Below are 23,298 nucleotides of genomic sequence, written 5' to 3' on the forward strand. Positions count from 1 at the left end.
TGTTATTTGTCGGTGCAAAAGAACTTGTTTTTGAAAAGTTGTAAAGGAACTTTGTCTGTAATGGCAATAAGTTACTATGGTTCGCCTAAATAGTGTACGATGGTCGCCACTTGTTTCGGAGAGAGCAGGCGGTTTCGTGCACGATAGCCTTCATGTTCGAGTTCATTCAGCAGCGGGAGGTTACAGACAATCCAGCGGCGCAGAATTTGTAAGGCGACTTTGAGGCAAACATTGGGGTTGTAGAGATGGGCCAATTCCGCTTTGGTATACGTGCGGATAATAAAATAATTTTCGTTGTGGTTCATGATTCTTTTTTCTTGTTTTATGCTATAAAGTTACTGAAAAAAGAGGACTTGACAAAGAAATGACTTCACTTTTATTCGCTGAAAATCAGTGAACTTCGTTGGAGAATGTGGACTGTTGATAGTTGTGTATCTTTGTATTGTTAACAAGAGAGGAATGCATTCTTAATGTTTATAACTTTAAAATTATTTTATTATGGCAATGACAGTTTCTTATTCAGTAGTGCCGCGTAAGAACCCGGCAAAGAAGAGTGAACCGGCAAAGTACTATGCGCAAGCGCAAGCATCGGGTGAATTGGATTTTGAAGAGTTATGTGAGGCGATTACGAGTCGTTCCACTTGTACGGAGACAGATGTGCGTGCTGCTATTTCAGGTATTCTTTATGAGGTAAAACGTGCGTTGAAAGCCGGACGCATTGTTCGCTTGGGCGATTTGGGCAGTTTGCAGATCGGGTTGAATAGTGAGGGGGCTACATCGGTGAAGGAATTTACCGGTTCATTGATCAAGGGGGCGCATATCATTTTCCGTCCGGGGAAAACTTTGGCGGAGCTGATGAAGATTTTGAGTTATCAGCAGGTTTTGACCCGCGCTGTGGCACAGTCCGGTGCAGGAGGCGACAGCGGGGATGATCCGGACAAAGGTTCCGGTGGCAGCGGATCGGATGACGATGAGGCTCCGGACCCTACAGTGTGATTTTTTTAGTGGTAAGCAATTAAATGAAGATGTGAAATGAAAGAATTAGTAAGCAAGATTTTGGATGTGATCATGTATCTTATACCTTTCTTCGGTAAGAGGAAACGGAATAGGGTGGTGAGAGAGGTACGTTATAATGCTTCCTGTAAGGAGGTATGTAAAGTGAAAACTACTGAAAGGGAGAAAGACGATGAGAAAGATTAGTTTGATTGTGATTCATTGTTCGGCTACTCGTGTTGACCGTGACTTTACGGCGAAAGATGTGGATACTGCGCATCGGTATCGTGGATTCTCGTGCTGGGGGTATCATTATTATATACGCAAGTCGGGAGAAGTGGAACCGATGCGGGATGAGGATACAACGGGAGCGCATGCGAGAGGCTATAATGCGATTAGTCTGGGAGTGTGCTACGAAGGCGGACTGGATGAGAACGGTAAGGCTGCGGATACACGTACACCCCGTCAGAAAGAGGCGTTACATCATCTGGTAAAGGAATTGTTGCAGCGTTATCCGGAAGCAAAGGTGGTAGGGCACCGCGATTTGAGTCCGGATACTAACTACAACGGGATTGTAGATCCTTGGGAACGGATCAAGGAATGTCCCTGTTTTGAAGTAAGTGACGAATTTCCGTTCTAATTGACTACTACAGTAGTGAAATACTCCTTGAATACCTCCGCAGCTTGTTCTACTTGCTCGGGGGTATTTTCTTTTACATCTTTCAGTTTGTAATCCTGCTCCATGGCTTCGTACTTGTGTACTCCTAAGGTGTGATAGGGCAGAAGCTCTACACGCTGAATCATTTTATACGTTCCCAATGCTTTTCCCAATGCGCGGATATCTTCTTCAAAACTACTGTATCCGGGCACTAGTACATAGCGTAGCCAGAAAGGTTTCCCATGTTCTTCCAGCCAGGCAGCGGTGCGTAGTGTCTGTTCGTTGCTTCTTCCGGTCAGCGCTTGATGCCGGTTGGGATTGAACTCCTTTATGTCCAGCAGTACGAGATCGGTCAGTTTGAACAGTTCTTCCACTTCTTCGTTCCAGATTCCTCCATTACTGTCCAGACAAACATGGATTCCTTTTTCTTTCAGTTCGCGAACCAATGGTACCAGTGCCTTTGCCTGAAAGGTCGGTTCTCCTCCCGAAAAAGTGATTCCCCCGCGTTTGCCAAAGAAGGGACGCTGGCTCATTGCCATGCGGACAATTTCTTCCGGTGGGGTAGGCGTACCTCCCTTTCCTGCTATCGTATCCGGGTTGGCACAATACAGGCAACGGAAGTTGCATCCTTGAAGAAAAACGACGAGCCGTAAGCCCGGCCCGTCGAATGTTCCCATACTTTCGTATGAATGTACGTTTATCATCATAAGAGTATATAAGATTACATACGTTCGTGGAAGCTACGGCTGATAACCTCCAGTTGGTGTTCGCGGCTCAGTTTCACGAAGTTTACGGCGTAACCGGAAACACGGATTGTCAGCTGCGGATATTTTTCAGGATGCTCCATTGCATCGTATAGCATGTCACGGTTCAGAACGTTCACGTTCAGGTGGTGTGCACCTTTGGTGAAGTAGCCGTCCATCATCGTTATGAGGTTTTCGATACGGTCTTCGTCGGTAGCTCCCAGTGATTTCGGAACGATAGAGAAGGTGTTGCTGATACCGTCTTGTGAGTCACGGTAACGAAGTTTCGCTACAGAGCTCAAAGAGGCGATGGCACCATTCTTGTCACGTCCGTGCATCGGGTTGGCACCCGGAGCAAAGGCGACACCTTTGGCACGTCCGTCAGGAGTAGCGCCGGTCTTCTTTCCGTACATGACGTTCGAGGTGATGGTCAGCAATGAAAGGGTAGGACGCGCATTCTTGTAAACCGGCAGTTTCTTCAATTCTTCGCTGAAGAAGTATACCAGGTCAACACCCAAGTGGTCTACCTTATCATTGTCATTACCGAAGCATGGGAATTCGCCTTCGATATCGAAACCTTCTGTCAGGCCGATGTCGTTGCGGCGGGCAGTAACTTTTGCATACTTGATAGCCGATAATGAGTCGAGTGCAATGGAAAGTCCGGCTACACCGTAAGCCAGGTTGATGCGCGGGTTGGTATCTACAAGAGCCATCTGGGCTTTCTCGTAGTAATACTTATCGTGCATGTAGTGGATGATGTTCATTGCTTCGTTATATACGCGGGCAATTTCTGTCAGCACTTTCTTATAGTTGTCCATTACTTCTTCAAACTTCAGCGTGTCGCTTGTCAGCACAGGAATGTTTTTCACCATCACGGTGCCTGTATTCTCGCAACGTCCGCCGTTGATGGCAAGCAACAAGGCTTTTGCGAGGTTGCAACGTGCGCCGAAGAACTGGATCTGTTTTCCGATTTCCTGATAAGATACGCAGCAAGCGATTCCGTAGTCGTCAGACTGGCGTACTTCGCGCATCAAGTCGTCATTTTCATATTGGATAGATGAAGTGTCGATAGAAACCTTGGCACAGAATTCCTTGAATCCTTCCGGCAGTTCCGGGCTCCACAGTACAGTCAGGTTCGGTTCTGGTGAAGGACCGAGGTTGTACAGTGTTTGCAGGAAGCGGAAAGAAGTCTTTGTCACTTTGGTACGTCCGTCGTTGAGACGTCCGCCCAGAGATTCGGTCACCCAAGTCGGGTCGCCGGCAAAGATGTCGTTGTATGATTGCATACGCAGGTGGCGTACCATACGCAGTTTGATGACAAACTGGTCGATCAGTTCTTGTGCGTAAGATTCTGTAATGGTTCCCTTGCTCAATTCATATTCCATATAGATATCGAGGAAAGAAGAAACGTTGCCCAGTGACATGGCAGCACCGTCTTGTTCTTTTACGGCAGCGAGGTAAGCCATGTATACCCATTGCACAGCTTCCTGCGCAGTGTAGGCAGGACGGCTCAGGTCGAGTCCGTAGTATTCGCCCATTACCTTCATGTCTTTCAGTGCCTTGATTTGCTCTGCTACTTCCTCGCGCAGGCGGATACGGGCATCAGTCATCGGACCAGTCAGGTTGCGGAGGTCTTCTTTTTTAGCTTCAATCAGTCGGTCGATACCATAAAGAGCCATACGGCGGTAGTCACCGATGATACGTCCGCGAGCGTAGTTGTCGGGAAGTCCCGTGAGGAATCCCAGTGAACGGAACGAGCGGATTTCTTCGGTATATACGTCGAATACTCCGTCATTATGGGTTTTACGATAATGAGTGAAGATATCTTTTACACGATCGTCTACTTCTACGCCATTCTCGTGGCAAGCCTTGCTTACTACGTTGATACCTCCGAAAGGTTTGATGGCACGTTTCAAAAGTTCGTCTGTCTGCAGACCAACGATCAGTTCGTTTTCCTTGTCGATATATCCGGCTTTGTGAGATGTGATAGTAGATACGGTAACATTATCTAGCGAGCGGACACCGTTGTTTGCTCTTTCTTCTGCCAATGCTTCGAGGCAGCGGTTCCATACGGCTTTTGTACGTTCAGTAGGTCCTTCGAGGAAAGAAGCATCTCCGTAATACGGAGTGATATTGTGACTTACGAAATCTCTAACGTTGATTTCGCTGCTCCAAAGACCGTCTTTAAAGATCTTGTTTAATTCCATAAAATGATAAAATTAGAGGTTGTAGTTATCCTTTTCTTTAGAGCGCACAAAGTTACAATCATTTTTCATATAATCAGCATAAATATGCTCTCTTTTATGCTTTTCAACATAAAATACCTATTAATTGCTATCCTTAGGAAAAGATTCGATTATTTTTTGAGAGAAAACTCTTGCAAGTTTAAAATATCTTTGTACCTTTGCACCGCTTTTAACGAAAAGCACTTCTGATAAGGAAGTTCTGGAGAGGTGGCAGAGTGGTCGATTGCGGCGGTCTTGAAAACCGTTGTACTGCGAGGTACCCGGGGTTCGAATCCCTGTCTCTCCGCTGAACGTGCTGGACAGAAATGGTCAGCAAACGGACAAAAAGCTACAAATCAATGATTTGTGGCTTTTTTTATTGCCCGAAAGTCCTGCTTCCAAGACTTCAAAAGTACGGTAAAAGACAAAGTTTCGTTACTAAATCGTTACCTATTCCCTGCCGGACAAAAACGGTAACGATTTGTCCATAAATGACCTGATAATGACTATATTAGTCCATAGTCTGCATAACTCGAAAACGAGAGGTAAAAACTAATTTTGCAACTAAAAATTTTGAGTTATGAAATCGACATTCAAGGTTCTTTTTTATTTGAAGAAAGGTTCTGAAAAGAAAAACGGCGAGGTTATGATTATGGCACGCATCACCATAGACGGCAAACTTTGCCAGTTCAGTACGAAACAGAGCATCCAGCCCGACAACTGGAGCATTGCTGCGGGCAAAGCCAAAGGCAGGGATGCCGGGAGGATAAACGCCCTTTTGGACGACATACGTTCTTCCCTGAATACCATTTACCACGAAATGCAGCGGCGTGACAACTACGTGACCGCCGAGAAAGTGAAAAACGAGTTCTTGGGACACAGTGAGAGCCACGAAACAATCCTTTCATTGTTCCAAAAGCACAATGACGATGTGAAGCAGCTTGTGGGCATATCCAAGACGATAGCGACCTACCGCAAGTATGAAGTGACCCGCCGCCACCTCGCTGAATTTATCCAAAGCAAGTACAATGTATCGGACATATCCATAAAGGAGATAAGCCCGATGTTCATTACCGATTTTGAGTTGTATTTGCGTACCGCCTGTAAGTGCGGCTACAACACCACCGCCAAGTTCATGCAGTTCTTCAAGCGTATCATCATCATTGCCCGTAACAACGGCATACTGGTGGGCGACCCGTTCGCCAGCTATAAAATCCGGCTGGAAAAAGTGGACAGGGGTTATCTGACAGAGGACGAGATAAAACTCATCCTTAAAAAGAAAATGGTTTCCGAGCGGCTGGAACACGTCAGGGACTTGTTCGTCTTTTCCTGTTTCTGCGGTTTGGCTTACAGCGATGTCGCCAACTTGCGGCAGGAGAATATCCAAAAGTCCTTTGACGGCAACCTTTGGATAATCACCAAGCGGCAAAAGACGAATACGGACGTGAATGTTCCCCTGCTGGATATTCCCAAGATGATTTTGAAGAAGTACAAGGGCAAGTTGCCGGACGGGAAGATACTTCCCGTAATCAGCAATCAGAAGCTAAACGCCTACCTGAAAGAGATTGCCGATATATGCGGTATTAAAAAGAACCTGACATTCCACCTTGCCCGGCACACGTTCGCCACGACCACCACGCTGTCAAAGGGCGTACCCATTGAAACGGTGTCCAAGATGCTGGGACACACAAACATAGAAACGACACAAATCTACGCCCGCATCACCAACAGCAAGATAGGCAGCGATATGCAGGGGCTTGACAAGAAGTTTGTCGGCATCGAGAAAATTTACAAGGAAGTCGCCATGTAATCTTGATTATTGGGAACTGGTCACAAATTGTGACCAGTCCTTGCTATTATTCCAACATTGCTAAATCTCCTAAAATATACGATTATGGATTTGCAGATTATCCAAAACAAGATTTTTGAGGTCAGAGGTTGCCGGGTGATGCTCGATTATCATTTGGCAGAACTCTACCAAGTGGAAACACGAGCCTTGAAGCAGGCGGTCAAGCGCAATATCGAGCGTTTTCCGGGTGATTTTATGTTTGTACTCACCCAAGAGGAAGCTAACTTGCTGTTATCCATAGGGGTATCACAAAATGTGATACCCCCTGATTACAACTTCGGCGTTGCTATGCCTATGGCTTTCACCGAGCAGGGCGTAGCCATGCTTTCTTCGGTTCTCCGCTCCAAGGTAGCCATAGAAGTAAACATTTCAATCATGCGGGCTTTCGTCCTCATGCGCCAAATGGCAATCGGTTACGAGGAACTGTCAAGGCGCATCGAGGAACTGGAGGTAAGCACCGATGCGCAGTTCAACGAACTGTACCAAGCCCTTACCCAGCTTTTGAGCCAGTCGAAACAACAGAAAGAACGCCGTCCGGTAGGTTTCGTTACCTATAACCGTGACAAAAACGAATAGGTAACGATTTCGGTAACGAAATTCCGCCTAACAAACTATATCCCAATGAAGTACATTCTTCCACCTTGCGGGCAGTCCACCGACTACCCGCATTTTTTATATCCTTTTCCAACTGGCACATTCCCCGAAACGCCAGCCGTGCGTGGCATGGCTGACTGTATTCCGTGAAAAGAGCCGTTGGAAACCCGCACAAGCGTATTGCAAGCAAGCTCACAACACCCTTGCCTTTCCCGCCCGCATGGAGTGTTCCCTAAAAGATGAAAGAGAACAGGCACTTTTCCCCTGTTTCCCTATCTGTAAATCTTCCTCTTACGCAGTCCCCCAGCCGGGACAGTCGTTTTAATCATTTCAATAGGCAAAGGTAGTTACGTGTTCTTCACGATTTTGCAAGGTCGAGCCGTTTCGGTTTGGCGAAAAAATCTTCCCTGCCTTGCGAGGTATTTTTTGCCCAAAACCTTGCAAACTCTAAACACTACCCTTTTACGCCTATGTGAAACGAAAACGACCGACCCGACCGGAAGACGCATAAAAAAAAAGTCGGATTTACGGGAAACAGGAAAAAAGTTCAGTGAAACTTCAACTCCCTCACCTCTCAAATCCGCATAAAATTAAAAACTTAAAAAATTGCAGCAATATGGAAGCAAAGGTATTATCGGAAGCAAAAGTTTATGTAGGCACTTATGCCAAGTACAACAACGGTTCATTGTCCGGCGCATGGCTCGACCTTTCGGACTATTCGGACAAGGAAGAATTTTATGAAGCCTGCCGGGAACTTCACAAGGACGAGGAAGATGCGGAATACATGTTTCAGGACTGGGAGAACGTGCCGGAGGGCTTAATCGACGAAAGCTGGATTTCTGAAAACTTCTTCGCCCTGCGTGATGCGGTGGAGGATTTGAGCGACACCGAGCAGGAAGCCTTTTTCGTGTGGTGCAACTATAAAAGCCATGATTTGGGCGAGGAAGATGCGGACGACCTTGTACGTGATTTCCGGGATGAATATCAAGGGGAATATGACGATGAAGAAGATTTCGCCTATGAAATTGTAGAGGAATGTTACGACCTGCCGGAGTTCGCAAAGACCTATTTCGATTACAAACAGTTTGCCCGTGACCTGTTCATGTGCGATTACTGGTTTGATGACGGCTTTGTGTTCCGTGCGGCATAACAACCAATCCGGGCGGGGTGTCAAAGCCCTGCCCGCTTAAAACAACCAAGTTTATAACCATAAAAAATAAGACATCATGCAGTCACTTAACAAAAACGGGGTAAGCATCACCCAGACACCGGGAGAAGAAAAGTTCGTGAAATGCCGTTTAGGGGCTTTCAGGGGACAAATTTATTATCAATATGACTACCGCCACACGGACGGCGAACTTTTCAGCACGGTAGCCAAAACGCTGGACGAGTGCCGCCGCAGGCGTGACGAATGGGTAGCGAAGAAGAACGGAGTAATAAACAAGTAAATTTCAGGGACATGAAAACGACAGAAGTAAACAAGGAGCTTATCGGCAGGCGTTGCGAGTGTATTTTTACGGGCTTAATGGTAACGGGCGTTATCGAGGACACAGAAGAAAACGAACACACCATAGAGGTAAAAGTCCGTTTCGACCACCCGCACCAGTGGGGCGATGATTTGTATAATGATGTGTGGGCGTGGGGGCGCAAAATTGACGAGTTCGGCACGCTGCACCATTTGCAACTGTTGGAGGACAAACCGGACTTTCAGATAATGACGGTAGTTTTCGGCGAGCCAATCAGCCGGATAGACCGCAGTGTTTTTGAAGATGTAGACACGTGGGGCGTCTGTTCCCTGCAAGGCTGGGTAAACAGCTATGAAAGTGTCCGGTTTGTAGCCATAGACGACCATACGGCAACCATCACGGGCGAATATAACATGGAGCAGGTAAAGGTGTGGTTAGAGAAATACACGTCCATAAAGAGCCTTAAAACCAGTTGATAGAGGACGGCGGCTGCTTGCCGCCGTTACTTTCTTCCGTGAGCCTGCCAGCGGGTGAAGAAAGTAACAAAGAAGCCTTTCGTTTTCCCTATCATGGAAACAGCCCGCCGATGCTTCCCGGCGGGCTGTCTGCCCGATATTTACGCTTTGCGTATCATTCCATACCCGGTTTCCCAAGAGGATGATAAAAACGGATGTCGCAACTATAAATCCTCATAGTGAATAAATTTTACACCAAGTATGCACACGGTTTCTTCTTCCTCGATGTCATATTTCCATGTCCGTTTATTGACAAGCATTTCCGTTTCGCAATCGAACCATACCATTACGGGCGCATCATCTTCTTCGTCCGCCCATTTGAAAACCTGATTGGACGGCGTTTTCCATAATTCAGCACTGTCACGTTCGGAAATACAGTCCTTGTCCACAATGATGATGTCACCTACTGCCGGAACTGTATCTGTTTCCAACGTGGTTTCTATGTACCACGAGATGCCTTCTATATCCAATTCTATTTTTACCATGTCGTTTTGTTATTAGGGGGTTATTGTTTCCGTTCCTTCTTCGCTGTTGTCATTATTGAATGATAGTGTAAGTTGCTGCATCTGCCCGAAGCTGTCGATGATATAAATGTCAATCGTCTGCTGGTCGGTCGATGCCGAGGTGTAGTAGAGCCTGAACGTTTCTTTCTCCAGCGGGTAAAGGTCGTTGGGCAGGAACACCGTGCCGTTATCCATTTCCAGCTTTCCTTTGCCGTCCGGCTGGAAATACCGTATCTGATAGGTAGTCGGCTGGTAATAGCCGCCACGCACCAGTCGGCAGCGTATTTCGGCGGTTTCCCCGACTTTCAGCCTTTTGGGTACTGGCAGTGTTTCGATGCTGAACGGGTACGCCTGCTGAATATCCAAGTTGTCATTACAGGCGGTGACAAGCACGAGGGCGGCCACGATGTAGCAGCCCATGATGATTTTATACATTACATTCTTCATATACATTATTATATAGCGGTCAGTTGATAATGAATTTCAGTCCCAAAGATACCTGCGTGTGGAACTTGCCTATGTCCGAGCCGAACAACGCCCGTTCCCTTGCGTTCAACAGCAGAGCCACCCGGTCGGTCAGGTAGGTTTCCAGTTCCAGCGTCAGCGCACCGCCGTAAATGAAGCAGTCCTTATCCAGCAAGGTAGAGCCGTCCGGCAGCAGCTTTTCGCTTCGGTTGCTTGTTTCGTACCCGGCGAGAGCCGACAAGCCCAATGAAAGGAAAAAGGTCTTTCGTCTGTCCGATAGGAATTTCAGGTAATAGCCGCCCTCTGCGGTGAACTGTTCTACGGGTATCTGCATATCCTTGTAGTCATACTTCTTGTGCAGGTATTCGCCGCCAATCACCCAGCGGTTGGCGTTCTTGGTGTAAACGCTGTACGCCGCCCCGATGTGGTAGGCGAAATCACTGCCAGCGTTCCAATGCACCCCGTCCGTCATGCCCGCCGTGACCTGCAAGCCTTTCATGCCCGGCAGGTATCTTTGTGCGTGTGCCTGAAACGAGGTCAGGCACAGCGCAAAGAGCATCATTATAAAGATGTGTCTTTTCATTCCCTATTTGATTTTTAGTTCGTCAATCACTTCTGCGTTCACGATGTCGGCGTTTTCCACCCGTATGGTCTGATGCCGCCCGCCGTTCTTCTCGTAGAGTTCCACGACCAGCAGCTTGTCGTCAGGAATGGTAAACTTCGGCAGGGCGTACACCGTGCGCACGGTCGATTTCCCGGCAATCTCTATCACCTCGTTGTAGCTGCGTACCGCATCCAGTACCGTTTCCTGAATAGCCGTGCGTTTGGGCACTTTCTTATCGGTTATCTTAAACCTGATGAAGTCCGTGTCGAAAGGCACGTTGGAACTGTTCTTTGTCTGCGTGTGCACGTAGAGCATCCCGTTATAGGTGTAAATCCCCTTGATTAAGAACTGTATGCCGAAACGCTTGCTACCCAAGTGGCGCACTTTCCGGTCATTGTTCTTGTAGATGCTCTGCATTATCAGCTTCACTAATAGCGGGCTTTCACCCGCCAGTTCCCGGAAATGGATGTTCATCCGGGTATGTGAGAAGTCGGACGTATCTTCATTCTCCAAGAAGTCCTTCATTTCGATGTTGAGCATTTCCGGTTCACGGGCGTACTTGGCGTTGAACGAAAAGAAACTGCCGTCCTCGCAGATAACGGAGAAGTTCGTTTCTCCCGGAAAGCCCTCTGTCGTGGCTTTCACCCTGATTACGTTCTCCGCACCGTCCGCCTTGCCCGCTATGATGTGGTTGCTTCCCAAATCGACATAGCGGACGGCGGCGGGGAAGATGATATGCACCGTCTTGGCAAAGGTCACTTCCACGCCGTAGGGCGTAACCATTTGGCGGTACGGGAGTTTCCGGGTAATCCCCCGGTACAAGTCGTTGCCAGCCGCATACTTCACGGTGTCAGCGGTTTGTGCGTTTGCCGCACACACGCCCAGCAAGAGGGCGAACAATCCAAAAATCTGTTTCATTGCTAATTGAAATTTTAACGGTTGATAAAATGGTTATTGTTGTTTGGCATACAGCATGACTTTATAGCCTGCTTTCAGCTTCACTTTCACGGTTCGGAACTTCTTGGCGAGGTAGCCGGACGTTCCTTGCAGCAATCCCCTTGTCACGTCCATAGCCACCTGCTGCCCGGCACTTTGGGCAAAGGAAATGCTTGTACCCAGCCCGCTTCCGATATTCGCCATAGCTTCGTTGAACGCTTCCTGCTCCATAGAGGACGGGACGGAAAGCCCCTTTTGCCCGTCCGTGTCGAACACGGCGAGTTCCACCGGGATGATGTTGCCAGCGTACTCAATCGAGGACACCAGTATGTCGAGCCGTTCGCCCTGCACCTTTGCCGTTCCCGCCACAAGGGTATTCTTCGGCACAACGATATTTCCCGCCTGCATGGGTTCGAGCAACCGGAGTTTCACCGCCTGCCCGTCCACCAGCGTTTGGTCTTGGTGTATGCAGGCGGCTACCGTGTTCTTTCCCATAGCGTACCCCGTGCCTACCGCCGTGTTGAAGCCGTAGTTTCGTGGCTGGCTGTAAGCCCGGATGAAGTCGGCATCGCTCATGGGCTGCTGCAATCCCGAAACGGTCGTTTCCCGGATAGCCTGCACCGGAATAGCCGGAGTGCCGATACCGCCGCCGTTCTGCCCGGCTGTCGGTATTTGGGCAATCTGTCCCCTTTGTCCGTCCTGCCCGTTCATATACTTTGCCGCCAGCTCGTAGGACTTTTCCAAGAGTGCCATTTGGTCGTCAGCCGTAGGCGTGGCGTTCTGCTGCTGTTTCAGTCGGTCGGTCAGTTCCGCCACCTGCCGTTTCAATTCCTCTTTTTCCTCGTCCACAGGGGGCGTTTCGTAGAACGTGCTTAACTGGCGGTTGATGTCCCGGTAAGCCGCCCTTGAAGAAGCACCGCCGCCCCTTTGTGGCTTCGGATCTTCTTCCGGCAGCAGGTTGATTTCCTCTTGTGGTTCTTCCGTATCATCATCCAGCGTGAAACCGAAGTCCTGCAAGGATTGTATCTTGTCCTGCTGTTTGCGGCTTGTCACCGCCTGCTCGTAAGCCTTTTGCTTGTCGGCTATAATCCCGTCCTCTGCGGGCAGGGGTATGTCGGCATTGAAGCCGCCCACGCTTTCCACATTCACGTCCTCTTTGCCGGAGGGTGCGAATATCAGGTACATGCACCCTGCAAAGGCAAGGAACATCAGCGGGAAGACTATCATTTTCCTGCGCTGCTGCACCTGCTGCGGGGTAAGTTCCCGTTTGGGCTTATTTTCCTTTTTCGGCTTCCCGTCCGCCTGCTGTGCGGTCGTGCCGTTCTCATTCTTCTGTACGTCTTCCATATTGCGGTCTGTTTAACGGGTTGATACTTTTGGTTGTGTCATTGCCGTGCAACGGCAGTTGTCTGATGTGTTCTATTTGCAGCCTTTGCCCGTCCCGTTTCCCGATATTGTAGATTGATGAAACGGTGATGTAGATAGACAAGCCGCCGAAAAAGAAGAACATCAGGAGGATAACCGCCAGCCTTTTGCCCGGCGTAATCCGTCCGCACATTCGGCGCAGGCGGTCGTCTGCCCAGTCCTGCACCTTTTCGATGTAATTTCGTTTTCTTTCCATAAGGCTATCTTTTAATGGTCTGCAAATCCTTGTTCTCGGTAATGGTGAACGCTTCGATGATGAAGCCGTGCGGGTTGTTGTCGCTCCGTGTTGCGTTAAGCAACCGGCACGAGGTGACAAGGCTTCGCACCGTCAGGCTGCTTTCCCGGACAATCAACTGGCGGGCATACGTGTTCACCTTGTAGGGGTACTGGTCGAAGTCGCACTTCACGCTGTCAATCTCCACCGTCTGCGTGACGTTTCCGGAAATCACCCGGTTGTAGTAGCCCTTTTCCGCCAAGTCCTTGTAATAGTTGAAAGCGGTCTTGTCGGCGAGAAACAACGAGCGTTTGATGTTGCTTTCGATAGCCCCCTTTTCGGGTGATAAGGTGAAGAAAAGTTCGTGGAAACGCCGCACGTGCGACTTCGCTTCCACGGGTCTGTTCTGTGCCATGTCCTGCGAGAGTGCCAGCATCAGGCTTTTGCCGTTGTCGAGGACGTATATCTTCTGCCGCTGCTTCTCGGCGAAGCTGTACGAGTTCCACACGGCAAAGCCCGTCACCAGTGCGCACAGGCAGATGAATACCAGCGCAAAGAGCCGGATTTGCCGGAAACTCGTTTCGATGTTCGTTAATGACTTAAATTCCATATACTAAATATTGATGTTGGTTATTTGAGTAGTTTCCCGGTTACTTTCCCGCTTGCCGCACCGACCGCAGCCCCGGCGATTGACCCAGCCCGTGCCACGTTGCGGTTATAGGCAGACGTACCGCCAGCCGACACTATCCAGCTTGCCACCGTTGGAATGGTGAAGTAGCCCACGATGCCGATAATCATAAAGATTATATACACGGTGCTGCTCCCGTCCGGGATGAAATCCGGGTCTGAAAGCTGCTCGATGTCTTTTTGGAGCATCAGGGTTTGTATGCGTGCCAGCACGCTGCTGAACAAGTCCGACACGGGCAGCCACAGGTAAATGGAGATATAGCGTGAAATCCACCGGGTCAGCGTGCTTTGGAAACCGTCATAGACGGAAATCGCAAACGCCAGCGGACCCAGTATGCTTAACACGATTAGGAAGAACGTGCGCAGCGTGTCTATAATCAGCCCCGCCGCCTGAAAGAGCATTTCCAATAACTCCCTGAACCAGTCCCGGACGGACTTCTTTATATTATAAGCCGTCCTGTCCATGTACATGCCCGTCATGGTCACCATGTCGGAGGGCGACCAGCCCAGTTCTTCCAGTTGTCGGTCAAATTCCTCGTCCGATGCGAGGTAAGCCGTTTCGGGGCTTCGCATCAGGGCTTCATATTCCAGTCGGTCTTTCTGCGCCCGGTACTCGTTCATGTCGAAAGTCTGCGTTTCCATAAGCTGGTTGCACCCTTTCACCACTGGCGACAATACCGTGTTGATAGTCCCCAGTACGAAAGTTGGAAAAAACATGATGCACAGCCCCAGCGCAAAGGGACGCAGGAGCGGGTACACGTCTATGGGTTCGGCACGTGCGAGCGACTGCCACACTTTGGCGGCTACATAGAACAAAGCTCCCAGCCCGGCTATCCCTTTGGCTACCCCCGTCATGTTGCTGCACAAGGGCATCATTTCATCGTACAGCACCCGCAACACTTGGTGCAGGTTGTCAAAATCCACCGCTGCTAATAACATAGGCATACCGATTTATATGTTACCAGTAGCGTTCATCCGCCGAGCCGTAGAGAGCCAGCACCCGGTCGGTGTCGTTCTTCTTCTTCGCCCGCAGGTAGGACACGGATATGTTCTTTCGGGTGTAGTAGTTCACGAGGTTGCGGTAGTTGAGCAGGCTTTTATAGGCGTTGTTGATTACCGCCAGTCTTTCGGCATCCGTCAGCGACATGCCCGTCACGTTCACTACATTCTTCAAGTCCTGCAACACGTCCGCACTTTCGGAGAGCAGCTTTGCGTACCCGGCTGAAATGGCGGTGAGTTCATCCGGCGTGTAGTTCGGGTCTGCCAGCATGTTCTGATAGTTTCGCACGTAGATTTCGGATATTTCCGCCACCAACTCAATGGACTTCTTCACCTTGATGCCGCCCTTGACAACATCGTGTACCGCTTTGAGCGCATCGTAATATTTTTTACCCTGCTGGAAAATCTTCTGCGCTTCCATGAAGCCGTCCAGCGTGTTCTTGGCAGTGGTGGAAGTCTGCACTATCTGCTTGGTGGTGTTGATGATGCCCTGCGCCAAGTTGCCGGGGTCTGACACCACCCACTGTGCGGATGCCTTGCCGATGAAGCAAAGGCACACCGCCATAAGGAGAATTGTTCTTTTCATTATCTTTTGTTTTCAGGGTTTGTAACTCGTTTGTATTCGCCGCCGGGCATGAGCGTTATCCGGTCGGTCTTTTTGTCATAGGTGAACTGTATGCGGAAGCCCGTTTCGATGAACAGGCAGCCGTTCCGTTCTGTTACCGGGTAAGCCGTTTCCAGTATTCTGCCCCTGACATTCGCTTTCCGGGTGACGGTGTATCTGCCGCCCGTTTCCGAGAGTGTGAAAGCCGGGTGTCCCCTGACGTGTACCCAATAGCCCTGCATCCTTTCCAGCTCCTTGCTTCCGCTGTCCTCGCAGCCCGCCAGCAGGCAGGCGGACAATAGCGTGTATATCAGATTGTCAATCCATTTCATGTTCCTAATTTTTAAGTTGTTGATGATTGGGGATTTCTTTTGCTTTCTGCAAGCCGCTTGATAGCCAGTTCAAGGTTGCCGTCCAGCTTCTCGGCAAGAGCGAACAGTTCCATTTTTTCGCTTTCCTCAGTCGTGTACGTGTAATATTCTTCCAATGAAACTTCCGTGGCGTACACCGCCGATTGTGTGCCGCCCAGCGAGAAGAAAACTTCCTTGTACTTCCGTCCGGGGTGGTTCGCCATGTTGATAGACAATATCTGCGAACGCTCCTTGTCGGTCAGTCCCAAGAGGTTCTGTATGCTGTCGAACTTGTTCAGGTATTTTCGCTGGTCTAACAATATTTTGCAGTCCGAGTTATTGATGATACTTTCTTTCACGATAGGGGAAGAAATAATATCCTCTACCTCTTGCGTGACTACAATCGCTTCCCCGAAATACTTTCGGACAGTCTTGTACAAATATTTTATGTAGTCCGCCATGTTCGCCGATGCAATCGCTTTCCACGCTTCTTCAATTAGTATTAACTTCCTTATCCCCTTTAACTTGCGCATTTTGTTTATAAAGGCTTCCATGATGATGATAGTCGTTACCGGGAATAAAATCTTGTGGTCTTTGATATTGTCCAATTCAAAGACAATGAAGCGTTTATGCAGCAAATCCAGCTCCTTGTCGGAGTTCAGCAGGTAGTCGTACTCACCGCCACGATAGTACGGTTCAAGCACGTTCAGGAAATTGTCAATGTCAAAATCCTTTTCCCTGACGTTCTTCTGTTCAAGCTGTCGGCGGTAATCATCCCGGACAAACTCGTAGAACGTGTTGAAGCAGGGCGTTACCGAACGGTCTTTGCCTATCAGTTCGATATAGGCACTCACGGCGTTTGACAACGCCACTTCTTCCGACCGTTTGGGGGCTTCATCATCCCGCTTCCACAGGGTGAGTATCAGGGTCTTGATGCTCTCTTTTTTCTCGATGTCAAATACCCCGTCCTCGACATAGAACGGGTTGAACGCTATCGGGTTCTCGTTGGTGTAGGTGAAATAAATCCCGTCCTCGCCGTGCGTGCGGTTGTGGATAAGCTGGGACAGCCCCAAGTAACTGTTACCCGTATCGACCAGCAGCACGTGCGCACCCTGCTCGTAACACTGGCGCACCATGTGGTTGGTGAAGAAGGACTTACCCGACCCGCTCGGCCCAAGTATGAACTTGTTTCTGTTGGTCGTGATGCCTTTCTTCATGGGCAAATCCGATATGTCGATGTGCAGCGGGCGACCGCTTACCCTGTCCACCATTTTGATGCCGAACGGCGAAAGCGAACTCTTGTAGTTCGTTTCTTCCACGAACAGGCAGAGAGCCTGCCCCAAGAACGTGTAGAAACTTTCCTCTGCGGGGAAGTCGGCTTCGTTGCCGGGTATGCCCGCCCAAAAGAGCGTGGGCGTGTCGGTGGTGTTGTGGCGTGGCTTGCACTCCATTAGTGCAAGCTGGCTTCCCACATCGTTGCGTATGCGTTTGAGTTCTTCCCGGTCATTGCTCCATGCCATGACGTTGCAGTGGCAGCGCACCGAGATAAGCCCCTTGCTATGCGCTTCGTTCAGGTACTCGTCTATCCACTCCTTGTTCACTTGGTTGGCACGGGAGTAGCGGGAGAGCGATTGCATATTCCGGGCGGTCTGCTCGAAGTTCTTCAGGTTTTCGGCGTGGTCGTCTATGAAGATGAACTGGTTATAGACGTGGTTACACGACAACAGTACGCCCACCGGGGCGGCAAAACTTAACCTGCAATCGCTTCTGTCTGTGGACAGCTTCTCAAATCGGCAGTCCGTCCCGACCTTTCCGGGCAAATCTTCCACGTCCGAAAGCGTGTGCAGGCACAGTATATCGTCCCCGACCCGCATTTCTTCCGGGTACAGCCCGATGTCTTTCAGGCAAGTAGTGTCGGTTTGCGAGAGCGAGAAGTATTTCTCGATGATGCCCGCCTTTCCGTCCTGCCCGGTGATTTCCGATGCCGCCAGCCGGGTAAGGGTGACAAACCCGCTGTCGTTCATAATCCTTTCAAACTGCCCGACCGCTTCGATGAACTTTGCCGCCGCTTCCTTGTCGGCTATCTCCTGCGGTACAATCCTGCCCCGGCAGAGGGTGGAGAAGTCGCTCTGTCGGCGGCTTCTCTCCCTTGTCGTTTTCGTCAGGAACAGGTAGCAGTAATGGTTCAGGAACGGGCGTTCATTGAAGTGCCGTTCAAAGGAGCGGCTTAAAAAACTAAGCTCGTCCCTTTCGGTGTCGGGCTGGTAGTTCTCCTTGATGAAGAAGTCCTGCTTGTGTACTATGGAGTAGTCGGGCAGCACCTTGACCGCCTTGTACCACGCCGAATGTATGGTTTCGTACTCGGCACTGGTGACGGTGAACAGTTCGGGCAGTTCCACCCTGAAAGCCACCGTTATGTCCGCATCCTTTGAAATGATGCAGCCGTTCTCCACCGCCAAAAGGGGAAATTTCCTTTCCAGCGTGGTAGCCTTTAACATATTCCTCATGTTCTTTCTTCCTTTCTTCTTTTGTAGTTGAACAGCCGGGGTATCGCCTTTCGGCTGATAATGAAGCGTGGGTGTCTTTTGCGTGCGGCAGCTTTCATCAGCCCGTGCGTGCCGTACTTGGCGTTGAGCCGGAACGTCTGCCACACGAGCAGCAGCGAAGCCGACACGATGAAACCGATACATAGCCACTGGTTCACGCCTGCCATGAACAGGACGATGAACACCACGAAGACAGCGAGCAAGCCGCCGCAAAAGATAAAGAGGTACTGGCTTTTCAGCCCCTTGAACTCCACCGGCTTCCCGATACCCCTGTTTACCGGATATTCAGACATTGCCGCCTTTTTAGAGGAAGAACGAACGTAGGATAGTGGCGGCGACAATCAGGAAGATGCACGCCCCGAACCAACTGGCGGCGGTCTTTGAGGTGTCGGGGTCGCCGCTTGAAAACTTGTTATATACTTTTACCCCGCCAATCAAGCCGCAGACCGCCCCGATTGCGTACACCAGTTTTGTTCCGGGGTCAAAATACCCGGTGATTAGGTTCGTGGCTTCGGTGATGCCCGCCTGCCCGTTTCCTTGTGCGTAGGCACTTACCACGGCGGCAAGTATAGCCGCCGACAAGAAGATTTTCTTTCTCATTGTGATTTGTTTTTAATGCCGGGCGGCGGGTGGATAGTCCGCCTTTCCCGGCTGGTGAATAATTTGAAATTTTAGTGGTCGGGGATAGTCCCGTTTGTCTGTTTGGTTTTCAGGTTGCCAATCAACCGTAATCCCGTTGTTTCATGCTGTCAGGCTTATACATTATTATATTATAGGAAATCGTTCATGTCGAACGCTTCGTGTTCCTCGCTTGTATCGCCAGTTCCGGCAGGGACAGCAGCCGTAGCTAGTTCCGCTTCGTTGCGTCCCAGCAGTTCCGCCACCTTTGCCAGCCCGCCGTTGATGTTCTCCACCACCGCATCGTAGAGGTTCGTCCCCTCAATGCTTGCCAGTGTCCCGGCGGTTTGCCGTTTCTCCGCTTCGGTTGGGTTGTCGGCGTTCGCCGTGCGTACCGCTTCGCCCAGTTCATCGAAGCTCACGCCCGTAGCCCGTCCGGTATCATCGTCACCGTCCATGTACCCGGCTATTTCCTCGTCCTCGTAGTCGGGTTCGTCATTCTCGTAACCGGGCGTTTCTTCCGCTTCGGCTGCTGCTTCCGGAATGTTTTCTTCCGGCTGTCCGTCAGCCTGCGGCGCAAAAATAGTATCATTTTCAGCCGCTTGCGGGATGTGTCCCGATTTGTCCTGCGCTGTCCCGATTAGTCCGCCCTTGTATCGGCTTTCACCTATCAGCGTGTAGCCCGAAACCCCGTTTCGTGGGAGTGGCGCATCATCCGTTCTGCCCGGTGATGTCCGGCTGTCCGTGTAGCGATACCACAGCCATAGGGCGATATAGTACACCAAAAGCCCGGTAAGTATGCAATAGATTACCATAGTCAGACAGGCTTTTGGAAGTTGCTTTCGTACAGGGTGTTTATCTCGTCTTGGTACTGCTCGAAGTGTCGCAGCAGAATGTTTTCCACGTAGCTGCTTACCGTCACCTTGCGCCCGCCTATCACTGTCACGATACGCATCAGCTTTTCGTGCGTGGTACGGCTCACGTACAAGGGCTGTCGGTCTGCCAGTTCTACTTTCTGAAAGTAGGTTTCCCGGTAGTCGCCCGAACCGCCCTTGCGCTTGCGGTTTGTCGTTTTCTCCACCCGCACCGTTTCCGTCTGCTGTTCCTCTTGGGTAACTTGTGATGCAAGATTGGTATGTGGTGCATCATTCGGTTTATTATCTTCTTTACTGGGAACACCCTGCGAGATAAGCTCTTTCATGAAATCCTCGTCTATCTTCGGCATCCCGCCGCTTTGCTTTGCCATATCATTTTAATTTGATGTAGTACACTATTTCGGTTATCAGTTCTTCCAAGTTGCTTCCCCTTACCAGCGGGCGGCTGGCGGGAAAGAGCGTGGAGCGGAACACCGCCTTTTTATCCGCCACCAGTTCCTTTTTGTAGCGTTTGGTATCGGGGATAAAGGTTTTCATCAGCGGCAGTTCCAGTTCCTTAATGGTCTTGTCGTAGGCGGTGTAAAGGTCTGTTTTCTCCCTACCGTCCACCATGTTCCAAAAGAGGTACAGCCCGGCAAGTCGGCAGGCTTCATTCTTCACTAATAGCTTTTGGATAGCCATTGCGAACGACAGGCTGCTTTCCAGCACCACCTTGTCGGCGGAAATGGGGGTGAAAATGTAGTCCATGCCCGCAAGGGAGTTTATCACGCCCTCGCTGTTCACCGTGCCGGGCAGGTCGAAAAACACTATATCCGGCACGTGTCCGGCGGCTATATGTTCGTCAGCCGTTGCAATCGCCTTTTCAGGTGAACTGCACAATACCGGGTAGGCTTTCTTCCCCAGCCGGGTGAACTGTTCATACGCCATTCGCTTGTAATCTTCATCCGCCCCGACCTGCTCGGCATCCCGCTTTCGCATCCCGGCAATGGAGTGTTGCGGGTAGTCGCAATCGACCACCGCCACATCGTAGCCTTTGAGGTAGTAGAGGTAACTCGCCGCCAGCACGGTAAAGGTGGTTTTGCCGACCCCGCCCTTTTGGGTGGAAAAGGCGACATAAAGGGGTGTTTTCTCGTTTTCCATATTGCTTCCGTTCATTATTGGTTGATAGATTTATTTATTGCTTTCAATCAATCCAGCCATATAGCTTTCTTTGTTTCCATATTGCAATCTTGAAATATTGAAAGACTGTTTTATTTCAATCTTGTTTTCCAGCTTTCATTCTTTCTTGAAATATTGAAATCCTGCAATCACGTTTTATTGAAATCCTGCTTTCAATCATTCTTTCCTGATTGGAATATTTCTTTCAATCTTGCTTTCAATCTTGAAATCCGATGCAAAAAAAGGGAGAAAAAACGTCCCCTGAAAACCTTGTCCCGATTTGTCCTGCGCTGTCCCGTTTTGTCCACCAACCGCCTATTTTACAGCATTATAAATCACCGTTACTTTGCAGCGGAGTAACGAACCGCAGGGGGCGCAGGTGTAAAACAGGGCTGGTGAATGGCTGGGCTTACCGTTCCACGCTAACCCCAATCCGTCCGTGACGGATTTCGATTTTCGTCAGAAAATAGCAAGGTGTGTTCTATGGCACATAGAACCGTTTTCCGTGCCTGAAAACGCCTTGCCCCTGTCGGGGGTAAAAATCACTCCGAAGTCGTAATTTTTTAATCCAAAGAAGCATGGAAACAAGAAGAACCAACAAGGGCGGTCGCCCCGCCCTCGCAGACCCGGCGAAGCATCGCCATGTCCTTTACCTGAACGACCGGGAGAATGCCCGCTTCCTCTCGCAATGGGAGCAGTCGGGCGTCACGAGCAAGTCCCGTTTCATCGCCGCCCGGCTGTTCGGCGAGCCGTTCCGGGTGGTGAAAGTGGACAAATCGGCAGTAGAATATTGCGCCCGGCTGACCGAATTTTATGCCCAGTTCCGGGCGGTTGCGGTCAATTACAACCAAGTGGTAAAGGCTCTGAATAGTAACTTTTCGGAGAAAAAGGCACTGGCTTTTCTCTATAAACTGGAGAAAGCGACCACCGAACTGGCTGTGTTGAACCGTCAGGTTATCGACCTGACAAACGAGTGCAGGGAACTATGGTTGCCAAAATAAGCACGGGCGGCAATATGTTCGGCGCACTGGCATACAACCAAAACAAGGTGGACAGCGGGGAAGCAAAGGTGCTTTTCTCCAACCGGATGCTGTTGGGCGAGGACGGGAATTTCTCTATCGGCGAGTGTATGCGCAGCTTTGAAATGCAGATGCCCGTCCAGCTATCCACCAAGAAGCCGATACTTCATATTTCCATAAACCCGCACCCGGAAGACGTGCTGACCGACCGGCAGCTTTCCGACATCGCCAAAGAGTATATGCGGAAGTTGGGCTATGGCGACCAGCCTTATCTGGTGTACAAGCATACCGACATCGACCGCCACCATATCCACATCGTGGGGTTGCGGGTGGACGAGAACGGCAAGCCGCTGAATGACAAGTTCGAGCATCGGCGCAGCAAGCAAATCACCCGTGAACTGGAGCAGAAATACAACCTGCACCCGGCAGAACGAAAGGAACGTGCCGAACGCCCCGAACTTAAAAAGGTGGACTATGCCGCCGGGGACGTGAAGCACCAAATCGGCAACACCGTGAAAGCGGCTTGCTATGGCTACCGCTTCCAGTCGTTCGGGGAGTACAAGGCTTTGCTTGCCGCTTACAACGTGTGCGCCGAGGAAGTCAAAGGCGAGATAAACGGCAAGCCCTATCAGGGCATTGTCTATTCCGCCATGAACGACAAGGGCGAAAAGGTGGGCAACCCGGTAAAGGCTTCCCGCATCGGCAAGTCGGTAGGTTATGAAGCGGTGCAGCGCAGAATGGAGAAATCGGGCGAAGCAATTAAGAACGGGAAACTGAAAGAGCGCACCCGGAAGATTGTAGCCACTGCCATGCAGACCGCCCGCAGCCGCAAGGAACTGGAACGACAGCTAAAGAAGCAGGGCATTGATGTGGTATTCCGTCAGAACGACAACGGGCGCATCTATGGCGTTACGTTCATCGACCACGACAGCCGGGTGGTGCTGAACGGTTCACGCTTGGGTAAGGAGTATTCGGCGAACGTGTTCAACGAACGTTTTTCGGGCGAAACCGGAAAGATACACCAGTCCGAAGTGGCAGCACCGCAGCAAGACCAGCCCACGCATCAGGAACAGCCGGGCTTCACGCCGAAAGCCGACATCGTTTCGGGCATGGCTTCCGTGCTGGGTGCTTTCGGCGGTTTGCTGGGCGGCGGTGCATCAGGCGGTGACGAGCCGCAGGACACCGACCGCCAAAAGAGAAAGAAGAAAAAGAAGCGCACAAGGCGCATCAACTAACTTAAAAACATTACAAT

30 protein-coding genes and 1 tRNA gene are annotated in these 23,298 nt (G+C 50.2%); 12 read left to right on the forward strand and 19 right to left on the reverse strand.

Annotation, left to right across the window (positions count from 1 at the left end):
- Positions 1-74 precede the first annotated feature (74 nt).
- Positions 75-305 (reverse strand): DUF4248 domain-containing protein, encoded by a 231-nt coding sequence (locus K6V30_RS12660; protein ID WP_055269934.1) that lies wholly within the window; start codon positions 303-305, stop codon positions 75-77.
- Positions 306-498: 193 nt separating this feature from the next.
- Between K6V30_RS12660 and K6V30_RS12665 the strand changes: the two genes are divergently transcribed.
- Genes K6V30_RS12665 through K6V30_RS12675 form a run of 3 tightly spaced genes read left to right on the forward strand, consistent with a single transcriptional unit; the run spans position 499 to position 1,633 of the window.
- Positions 499-996 (forward strand): HU family DNA-binding protein, encoded by a 498-nt coding sequence (locus tag K6V30_RS12665; RefSeq protein ID WP_010537418.1) that lies wholly within the window; start codon positions 499-501, stop codon positions 994-996.
- Positions 997-1,032: 36 nt separating this feature from the next.
- A complete protein-coding gene (locus tag K6V30_RS12670) occupies positions 1,033-1,200 on the forward strand; it encodes a hypothetical protein (RefSeq protein ID WP_168166731.1) in 168 nt (55 codons plus the stop codon).
- Positions 1,187-1,633, forward strand: coding sequence for an N-acetylmuramoyl-L-alanine amidase (locus tag K6V30_RS12675; protein WP_022301697.1), 447 nt, complete (start codon positions 1,187-1,189; stop codon positions 1,631-1,633). The genes K6V30_RS12670 and K6V30_RS12675 overlap by 14 nt, the downstream gene beginning before the upstream one ends.
- Here the strand turns inward: K6V30_RS12675 and pflA are convergent.
- Together pflA and pflB are read right to left on the reverse strand one after the other, a co-directional pair.
- Positions 1,630-2,358: a pyruvate formate-lyase-activating protein gene (gene pflA / locus K6V30_RS12680; protein WP_029425459.1), complete on the reverse strand. Its 729-nt coding sequence runs from the start codon at positions 2,356-2,358 to the stop codon at positions 1,630-1,632. The two genes, K6V30_RS12675 and pflA, sit on opposite strands and share 4 nt — an antisense overlap.
- 14 nt (positions 2,359-2,372) lie before the next feature.
- A complete protein-coding gene (gene pflB, locus K6V30_RS12685) occupies positions 2,373-4,601 on the reverse strand; it encodes a formate C-acetyltransferase (RefSeq protein ID WP_055269936.1) in 2,229 nt (742 codons plus the stop codon).
- Positions 4,602-4,841: 240 nt separating this feature from the next.
- Here pflB and K6V30_RS12690 point away from each other — a divergent pair.
- The 7 genes from K6V30_RS12690 (at position 4,842) to K6V30_RS12720 (ending at position 9,004) form a co-directional block, all read left to right on the forward strand.
- Positions 4,842-4,926: transfer RNA gene (locus K6V30_RS12690), tRNA-Ser, on the forward strand.
- Positions 4,927-5,199: 273 nt separating this feature from the next.
- Positions 5,200-6,429 carry a site-specific integrase gene (locus K6V30_RS12695; RefSeq protein ID WP_007845754.1) on the forward strand — a complete coding sequence of 410 codons (1,230 nt, stop codon included), beginning with the start codon at positions 5,200-5,202 and terminating at the stop codon, positions 6,427-6,429.
- Positions 6,430-6,513: 84 nt separating this feature from the next.
- A complete protein-coding gene (locus tag K6V30_RS12700) occupies positions 6,514-7,044 on the forward strand; it encodes an ORF6N domain-containing protein (protein ID WP_005924231.1) in 531 nt (176 codons plus the stop codon).
- A 142-nt stretch (positions 7,045-7,186) separates the two neighbouring features.
- A complete protein-coding gene (locus K6V30_RS12705; RefSeq protein WP_080597449.1) occupies positions 7,187-7,387 on the forward strand; it encodes a hypothetical protein in 201 nt (66 codons plus the stop codon).
- Between the two features lie 291 nt (positions 7,388-7,678).
- Complete coding sequence (locus K6V30_RS12710; RefSeq protein ID WP_004329650.1) at positions 7,679-8,212, forward strand: antirestriction protein ArdA; 534 nt, start codon at positions 7,679-7,681, stop codon at positions 8,210-8,212.
- Positions 8,213-8,288: 76 nt separating this feature from the next.
- The gene (locus tag K6V30_RS12715; RefSeq protein WP_005924228.1) at positions 8,289-8,510 is read left to right on the forward strand and encodes a DUF3873 domain-containing protein; all 222 of its coding nucleotides are present in this window, start codon (positions 8,289-8,291) and stop codon (positions 8,508-8,510) included.
- An 11-nt stretch (positions 8,511-8,521) separates the two neighbouring features.
- Positions 8,522-9,004 (forward strand): DUF7258 domain-containing protein, encoded by a 483-nt coding sequence (locus tag K6V30_RS12720; protein ID WP_070782463.1) that lies wholly within the window; start codon positions 8,522-8,524, stop codon positions 9,002-9,004.
- A gap of 203 nt (positions 9,005-9,207) precedes the next feature.
- On the opposite strand, the gene K6V30_RS12725 is transcribed toward K6V30_RS12720, so the two are convergent.
- From K6V30_RS12725 to K6V30_RS12800, 16 genes are all read right to left on the reverse strand, one after another.
- The gene (locus K6V30_RS12725) at positions 9,208-9,528 is read right to left on the reverse strand and encodes a hypothetical protein (protein WP_004308767.1); all 321 of its coding nucleotides are present in this window, start codon (positions 9,526-9,528) and stop codon (positions 9,208-9,210) included.
- Between the two features lie 12 nt (positions 9,529-9,540).
- Positions 9,541-9,999: a DUF3872 domain-containing protein gene (locus K6V30_RS12730; protein ID WP_004329653.1), complete on the reverse strand. Its 459-nt coding sequence runs from the start codon at positions 9,997-9,999 to the stop codon at positions 9,541-9,543.
- Between the two features lie 13 nt (positions 10,000-10,012).
- Positions 10,013-10,594: a conjugal transfer protein TraO gene (locus K6V30_RS12735; protein ID WP_007845747.1), complete on the reverse strand. Its 582-nt coding sequence runs from the start codon at positions 10,592-10,594 to the stop codon at positions 10,013-10,015.
- A gap of 3 nt (positions 10,595-10,597) precedes the next feature.
- A complete protein-coding gene (gene traN / locus K6V30_RS12740) occupies positions 10,598-11,533 on the reverse strand; it encodes a conjugative transposon protein TraN (RefSeq protein WP_007845745.1) in 936 nt (311 codons plus the stop codon).
- Between the two features lie 33 nt (positions 11,534-11,566).
- The gene (traM, locus tag K6V30_RS12745; protein ID WP_055295785.1) at positions 11,567-12,898 is read right to left on the reverse strand and encodes a conjugative transposon protein TraM; all 1,332 of its coding nucleotides are present in this window, start codon (positions 12,896-12,898) and stop codon (positions 11,567-11,569) included.
- Positions 12,876-13,172, reverse strand: coding sequence for a TraL conjugative transposon family protein (locus K6V30_RS12750; protein WP_055295787.1), 297 nt, complete (start codon positions 13,170-13,172; stop codon positions 12,876-12,878). The genes traM and K6V30_RS12750 overlap by 23 nt, the downstream gene beginning before the upstream one ends.
- A gap of 4 nt (positions 13,173-13,176) precedes the next feature.
- Positions 13,177-13,800 carry a conjugative transposon protein TraK gene (gene traK / locus K6V30_RS12755; protein WP_004308760.1) on the reverse strand — a complete coding sequence of 208 codons (624 nt, stop codon included), beginning with the start codon at positions 13,798-13,800 and terminating at the stop codon, positions 13,177-13,179.
- A 20-nt stretch (positions 13,801-13,820) separates the two neighbouring features.
- A complete protein-coding gene (gene traJ, locus K6V30_RS12760) occupies positions 13,821-14,816 on the reverse strand; it encodes a conjugative transposon protein TraJ (protein ID WP_007845741.1) in 996 nt (331 codons plus the stop codon).
- A gap of 19 nt (positions 14,817-14,835) precedes the next feature.
- Entirely contained in the window at positions 14,836-15,462 is a 627-nt protein-coding gene (locus tag K6V30_RS12765) for a DUF4141 domain-containing protein (RefSeq protein WP_008648479.1), read from the reverse strand.
- Positions 15,462-15,812: a DUF3876 domain-containing protein gene (locus tag K6V30_RS12770; RefSeq protein ID WP_004326111.1), complete on the reverse strand. Its 351-nt coding sequence runs from the start codon at positions 15,810-15,812 to the stop codon at positions 15,462-15,464. Before K6V30_RS12770 ends, K6V30_RS12765 begins: the two co-directional genes overlap by 1 nt.
- A gap of 11 nt (positions 15,813-15,823) precedes the next feature.
- On the reverse strand, positions 15,824-18,337 hold the full coding sequence (locus tag K6V30_RS12775) for a TraG family conjugative transposon ATPase (protein WP_070782464.1): 2,514 nt from the start codon (positions 18,335-18,337) through the stop codon (positions 15,824-15,826).
- Positions 18,334-18,669 (reverse strand): DUF4133 domain-containing protein, encoded by a 336-nt coding sequence (locus K6V30_RS12780; protein WP_007845738.1) that lies wholly within the window; start codon positions 18,667-18,669, stop codon positions 18,334-18,336. The genes K6V30_RS12775 and K6V30_RS12780 overlap by 4 nt, the downstream gene beginning before the upstream one ends.
- Before the next feature lie 10 nt (positions 18,670-18,679).
- Positions 18,680-18,976 (reverse strand): DUF4134 domain-containing protein, encoded by a 297-nt coding sequence (locus K6V30_RS12785; protein ID WP_004308755.1) that lies wholly within the window; start codon positions 18,974-18,976, stop codon positions 18,680-18,682.
- Positions 18,977-19,146: 170 nt separating this feature from the next.
- Entirely contained in the window at positions 19,147-19,809 is a 663-nt protein-coding gene (locus K6V30_RS12790) for a hypothetical protein (protein ID WP_007845735.1), read from the reverse strand.
- A gap of 2 nt (positions 19,810-19,811) precedes the next feature.
- Positions 19,812-20,240, reverse strand: coding sequence for a DUF3408 domain-containing protein (locus K6V30_RS12795; RefSeq protein WP_007845734.1), 429 nt, complete (start codon positions 20,238-20,240; stop codon positions 19,812-19,814).
- Between the two features lies 1 nt (position 20,241).
- A complete protein-coding gene (locus K6V30_RS12800; RefSeq protein ID WP_007845733.1) occupies positions 20,242-21,024 on the reverse strand; it encodes a ParA family protein in 783 nt (260 codons plus the stop codon).
- 581 nt (positions 21,025-21,605) lie between these two features.
- On the opposite strand from K6V30_RS12800, the gene mobA reads away from it, so the two are divergent.
- Both mobA and mobB read left to right on the forward strand, forming a co-directional pair.
- Positions 21,606-22,028 (forward strand): conjugal transfer protein MobA, encoded by a 423-nt coding sequence (gene mobA / locus K6V30_RS12805; RefSeq protein WP_004309974.1) that lies wholly within the window; start codon positions 21,606-21,608, stop codon positions 22,026-22,028.
- Positions 22,013-23,281, forward strand: a complete 1,269-nt coding sequence (gene mobB, locus K6V30_RS12810) for a conjugal transfer protein MobB (protein WP_007566686.1) — start codon at positions 22,013-22,015, stop codon at positions 23,279-23,281. Before mobA ends, mobB begins: the two co-directional genes overlap by 16 nt.
- Positions 23,282-23,298 lie beyond the last annotated feature (17 nt).

This window comes from Bacteroides faecis (assembly GCF_020091505.1).
In the GTDB taxonomy this organism is placed as follows: Bacteria; Bacteroidota; Bacteroidia; order Bacteroidales; family Bacteroidaceae; genus Bacteroides; species Bacteroides faecis.

What these genes read in the sequence shown, in the direction of transcription:
- K6V30_RS12660 (WP_055269934.1), bottom strand. Translation starts at nt 305, where the DNA reads ATGAACCACAACGAAAATTATTTTATTATCCGCACGTATACCAAAGCG.
- K6V30_RS12665 (WP_010537418.1), top strand. Translation starts at nt 499, where the DNA reads ATGGCAATGACAGTTTCTTATTCAGTAGTGCCGCGTAAGAACCCGGCA.
- K6V30_RS12670 (WP_168166731.1), top strand. Translation starts at nt 1,033, where the DNA reads ATGAAAGAATTAGTAAGCAAGATTTTGGATGTGATCATGTATCTTATA.
- K6V30_RS12675 (WP_022301697.1), top strand. Translation starts at nt 1,187, where the DNA reads ATGAGAAAGATTAGTTTGATTGTGATTCATTGTTCGGCTACTCGTGTT.
- pflA (WP_029425459.1), bottom strand. Translation starts at nt 2,358, where the DNA reads ATGATGATAAACGTACATTCATACGAAAGTATGGGAACATTCGACGGG.
- pflB (WP_055269936.1), bottom strand. Translation starts at nt 4,601, where the DNA reads ATGGAATTAAACAAGATCTTTAAAGACGGTCTTTGGAGCAGCGAAATC.
- K6V30_RS12695 (WP_007845754.1), top strand. Translation starts at nt 5,200, where the DNA reads ATGAAATCGACATTCAAGGTTCTTTTTTATTTGAAGAAAGGTTCTGAA.
- K6V30_RS12700 (WP_005924231.1), top strand. Translation starts at nt 6,514, where the DNA reads ATGGATTTGCAGATTATCCAAAACAAGATTTTTGAGGTCAGAGGTTGC.
- K6V30_RS12710 (WP_004329650.1), top strand. Translation starts at nt 7,679, where the DNA reads ATGGAAGCAAAGGTATTATCGGAAGCAAAAGTTTATGTAGGCACTTAT.
- K6V30_RS12715 (WP_005924228.1), top strand. Translation starts at nt 8,289, where the DNA reads ATGCAGTCACTTAACAAAAACGGGGTAAGCATCACCCAGACACCGGGA.
- K6V30_RS12720 (WP_070782463.1), top strand. Translation starts at nt 8,522, where the DNA reads ATGAAAACGACAGAAGTAAACAAGGAGCTTATCGGCAGGCGTTGCGAG.
- K6V30_RS12725 (WP_004308767.1), bottom strand. Translation starts at nt 9,528, where the DNA reads ATGGTAAAAATAGAATTGGATATAGAAGGCATCTCGTGGTACATAGAA.
- K6V30_RS12730 (WP_004329653.1), bottom strand. Translation starts at nt 9,999, where the DNA reads ATGTATATGAAGAATGTAATGTATAAAATCATCATGGGCTGCTACATC.
- K6V30_RS12735 (WP_007845747.1), bottom strand. Translation starts at nt 10,594, where the DNA reads ATGAAAAGACACATCTTTATAATGATGCTCTTTGCGCTGTGCCTGACC.
- traN (WP_007845745.1), bottom strand. Translation starts at nt 11,533, where the DNA reads ATGAAACAGATTTTTGGATTGTTCGCCCTCTTGCTGGGCGTGTGTGCG.
- traM (WP_055295785.1), bottom strand. Translation starts at nt 12,898, where the DNA reads ATGGAAGACGTACAGAAGAATGAGAACGGCACGACCGCACAGCAGGCG.
- K6V30_RS12750 (WP_055295787.1), bottom strand. Translation starts at nt 13,172, where the DNA reads ATGGAAAGAAAACGAAATTACATCGAAAAGGTGCAGGACTGGGCAGAC.
- traK (WP_004308760.1), bottom strand. Translation starts at nt 13,800, where the DNA reads ATGGAATTTAAGTCATTAACGAACATCGAAACGAGTTTCCGGCAAATC.
- traJ (WP_007845741.1), bottom strand. Translation starts at nt 14,816, where the DNA reads ATGTTATTAGCAGCGGTGGATTTTGACAACCTGCACCAAGTGTTGCGG.
- K6V30_RS12765 (WP_008648479.1), bottom strand. Translation starts at nt 15,462, where the DNA reads ATGAAAAGAACAATTCTCCTTATGGCGGTGTGCCTTTGCTTCATCGGC.
- K6V30_RS12770 (WP_004326111.1), bottom strand. Translation starts at nt 15,812, where the DNA reads ATGAAATGGATTGACAATCTGATATACACGCTATTGTCCGCCTGCCTG.
- K6V30_RS12775 (WP_070782464.1), bottom strand. Translation starts at nt 18,337, where the DNA reads ATGAGGAATATGTTAAAGGCTACCACGCTGGAAAGGAAATTTCCCCTT.
- K6V30_RS12780 (WP_007845738.1), bottom strand. Translation starts at nt 18,669, where the DNA reads ATGTCTGAATATCCGGTAAACAGGGGTATCGGGAAGCCGGTGGAGTTC.
- K6V30_RS12785 (WP_004308755.1), bottom strand. Translation starts at nt 18,976, where the DNA reads ATGAGAAAGAAAATCTTCTTGTCGGCGGCTATACTTGCCGCCGTGGTA.
- K6V30_RS12790 (WP_007845735.1), bottom strand. Translation starts at nt 19,809, where the DNA reads ATGGTAATCTATTGCATACTTACCGGGCTTTTGGTGTACTATATCGCC.
- K6V30_RS12795 (WP_007845734.1), bottom strand. Translation starts at nt 20,240, where the DNA reads ATGGCAAAGCAAAGCGGCGGGATGCCGAAGATAGACGAGGATTTCATG.
- K6V30_RS12800 (WP_007845733.1), bottom strand. Translation starts at nt 21,024, where the DNA reads ATGAACGGAAGCAATATGGAAAACGAGAAAACACCCCTTTATGTCGCC.
- mobA (WP_004309974.1), top strand. Translation starts at nt 21,606, where the DNA reads ATGGAAACAAGAAGAACCAACAAGGGCGGTCGCCCCGCCCTCGCAGAC.
- mobB (WP_007566686.1), top strand. Translation starts at nt 22,013, where the DNA reads ATGGTTGCCAAAATAAGCACGGGCGGCAATATGTTCGGCGCACTGGCA.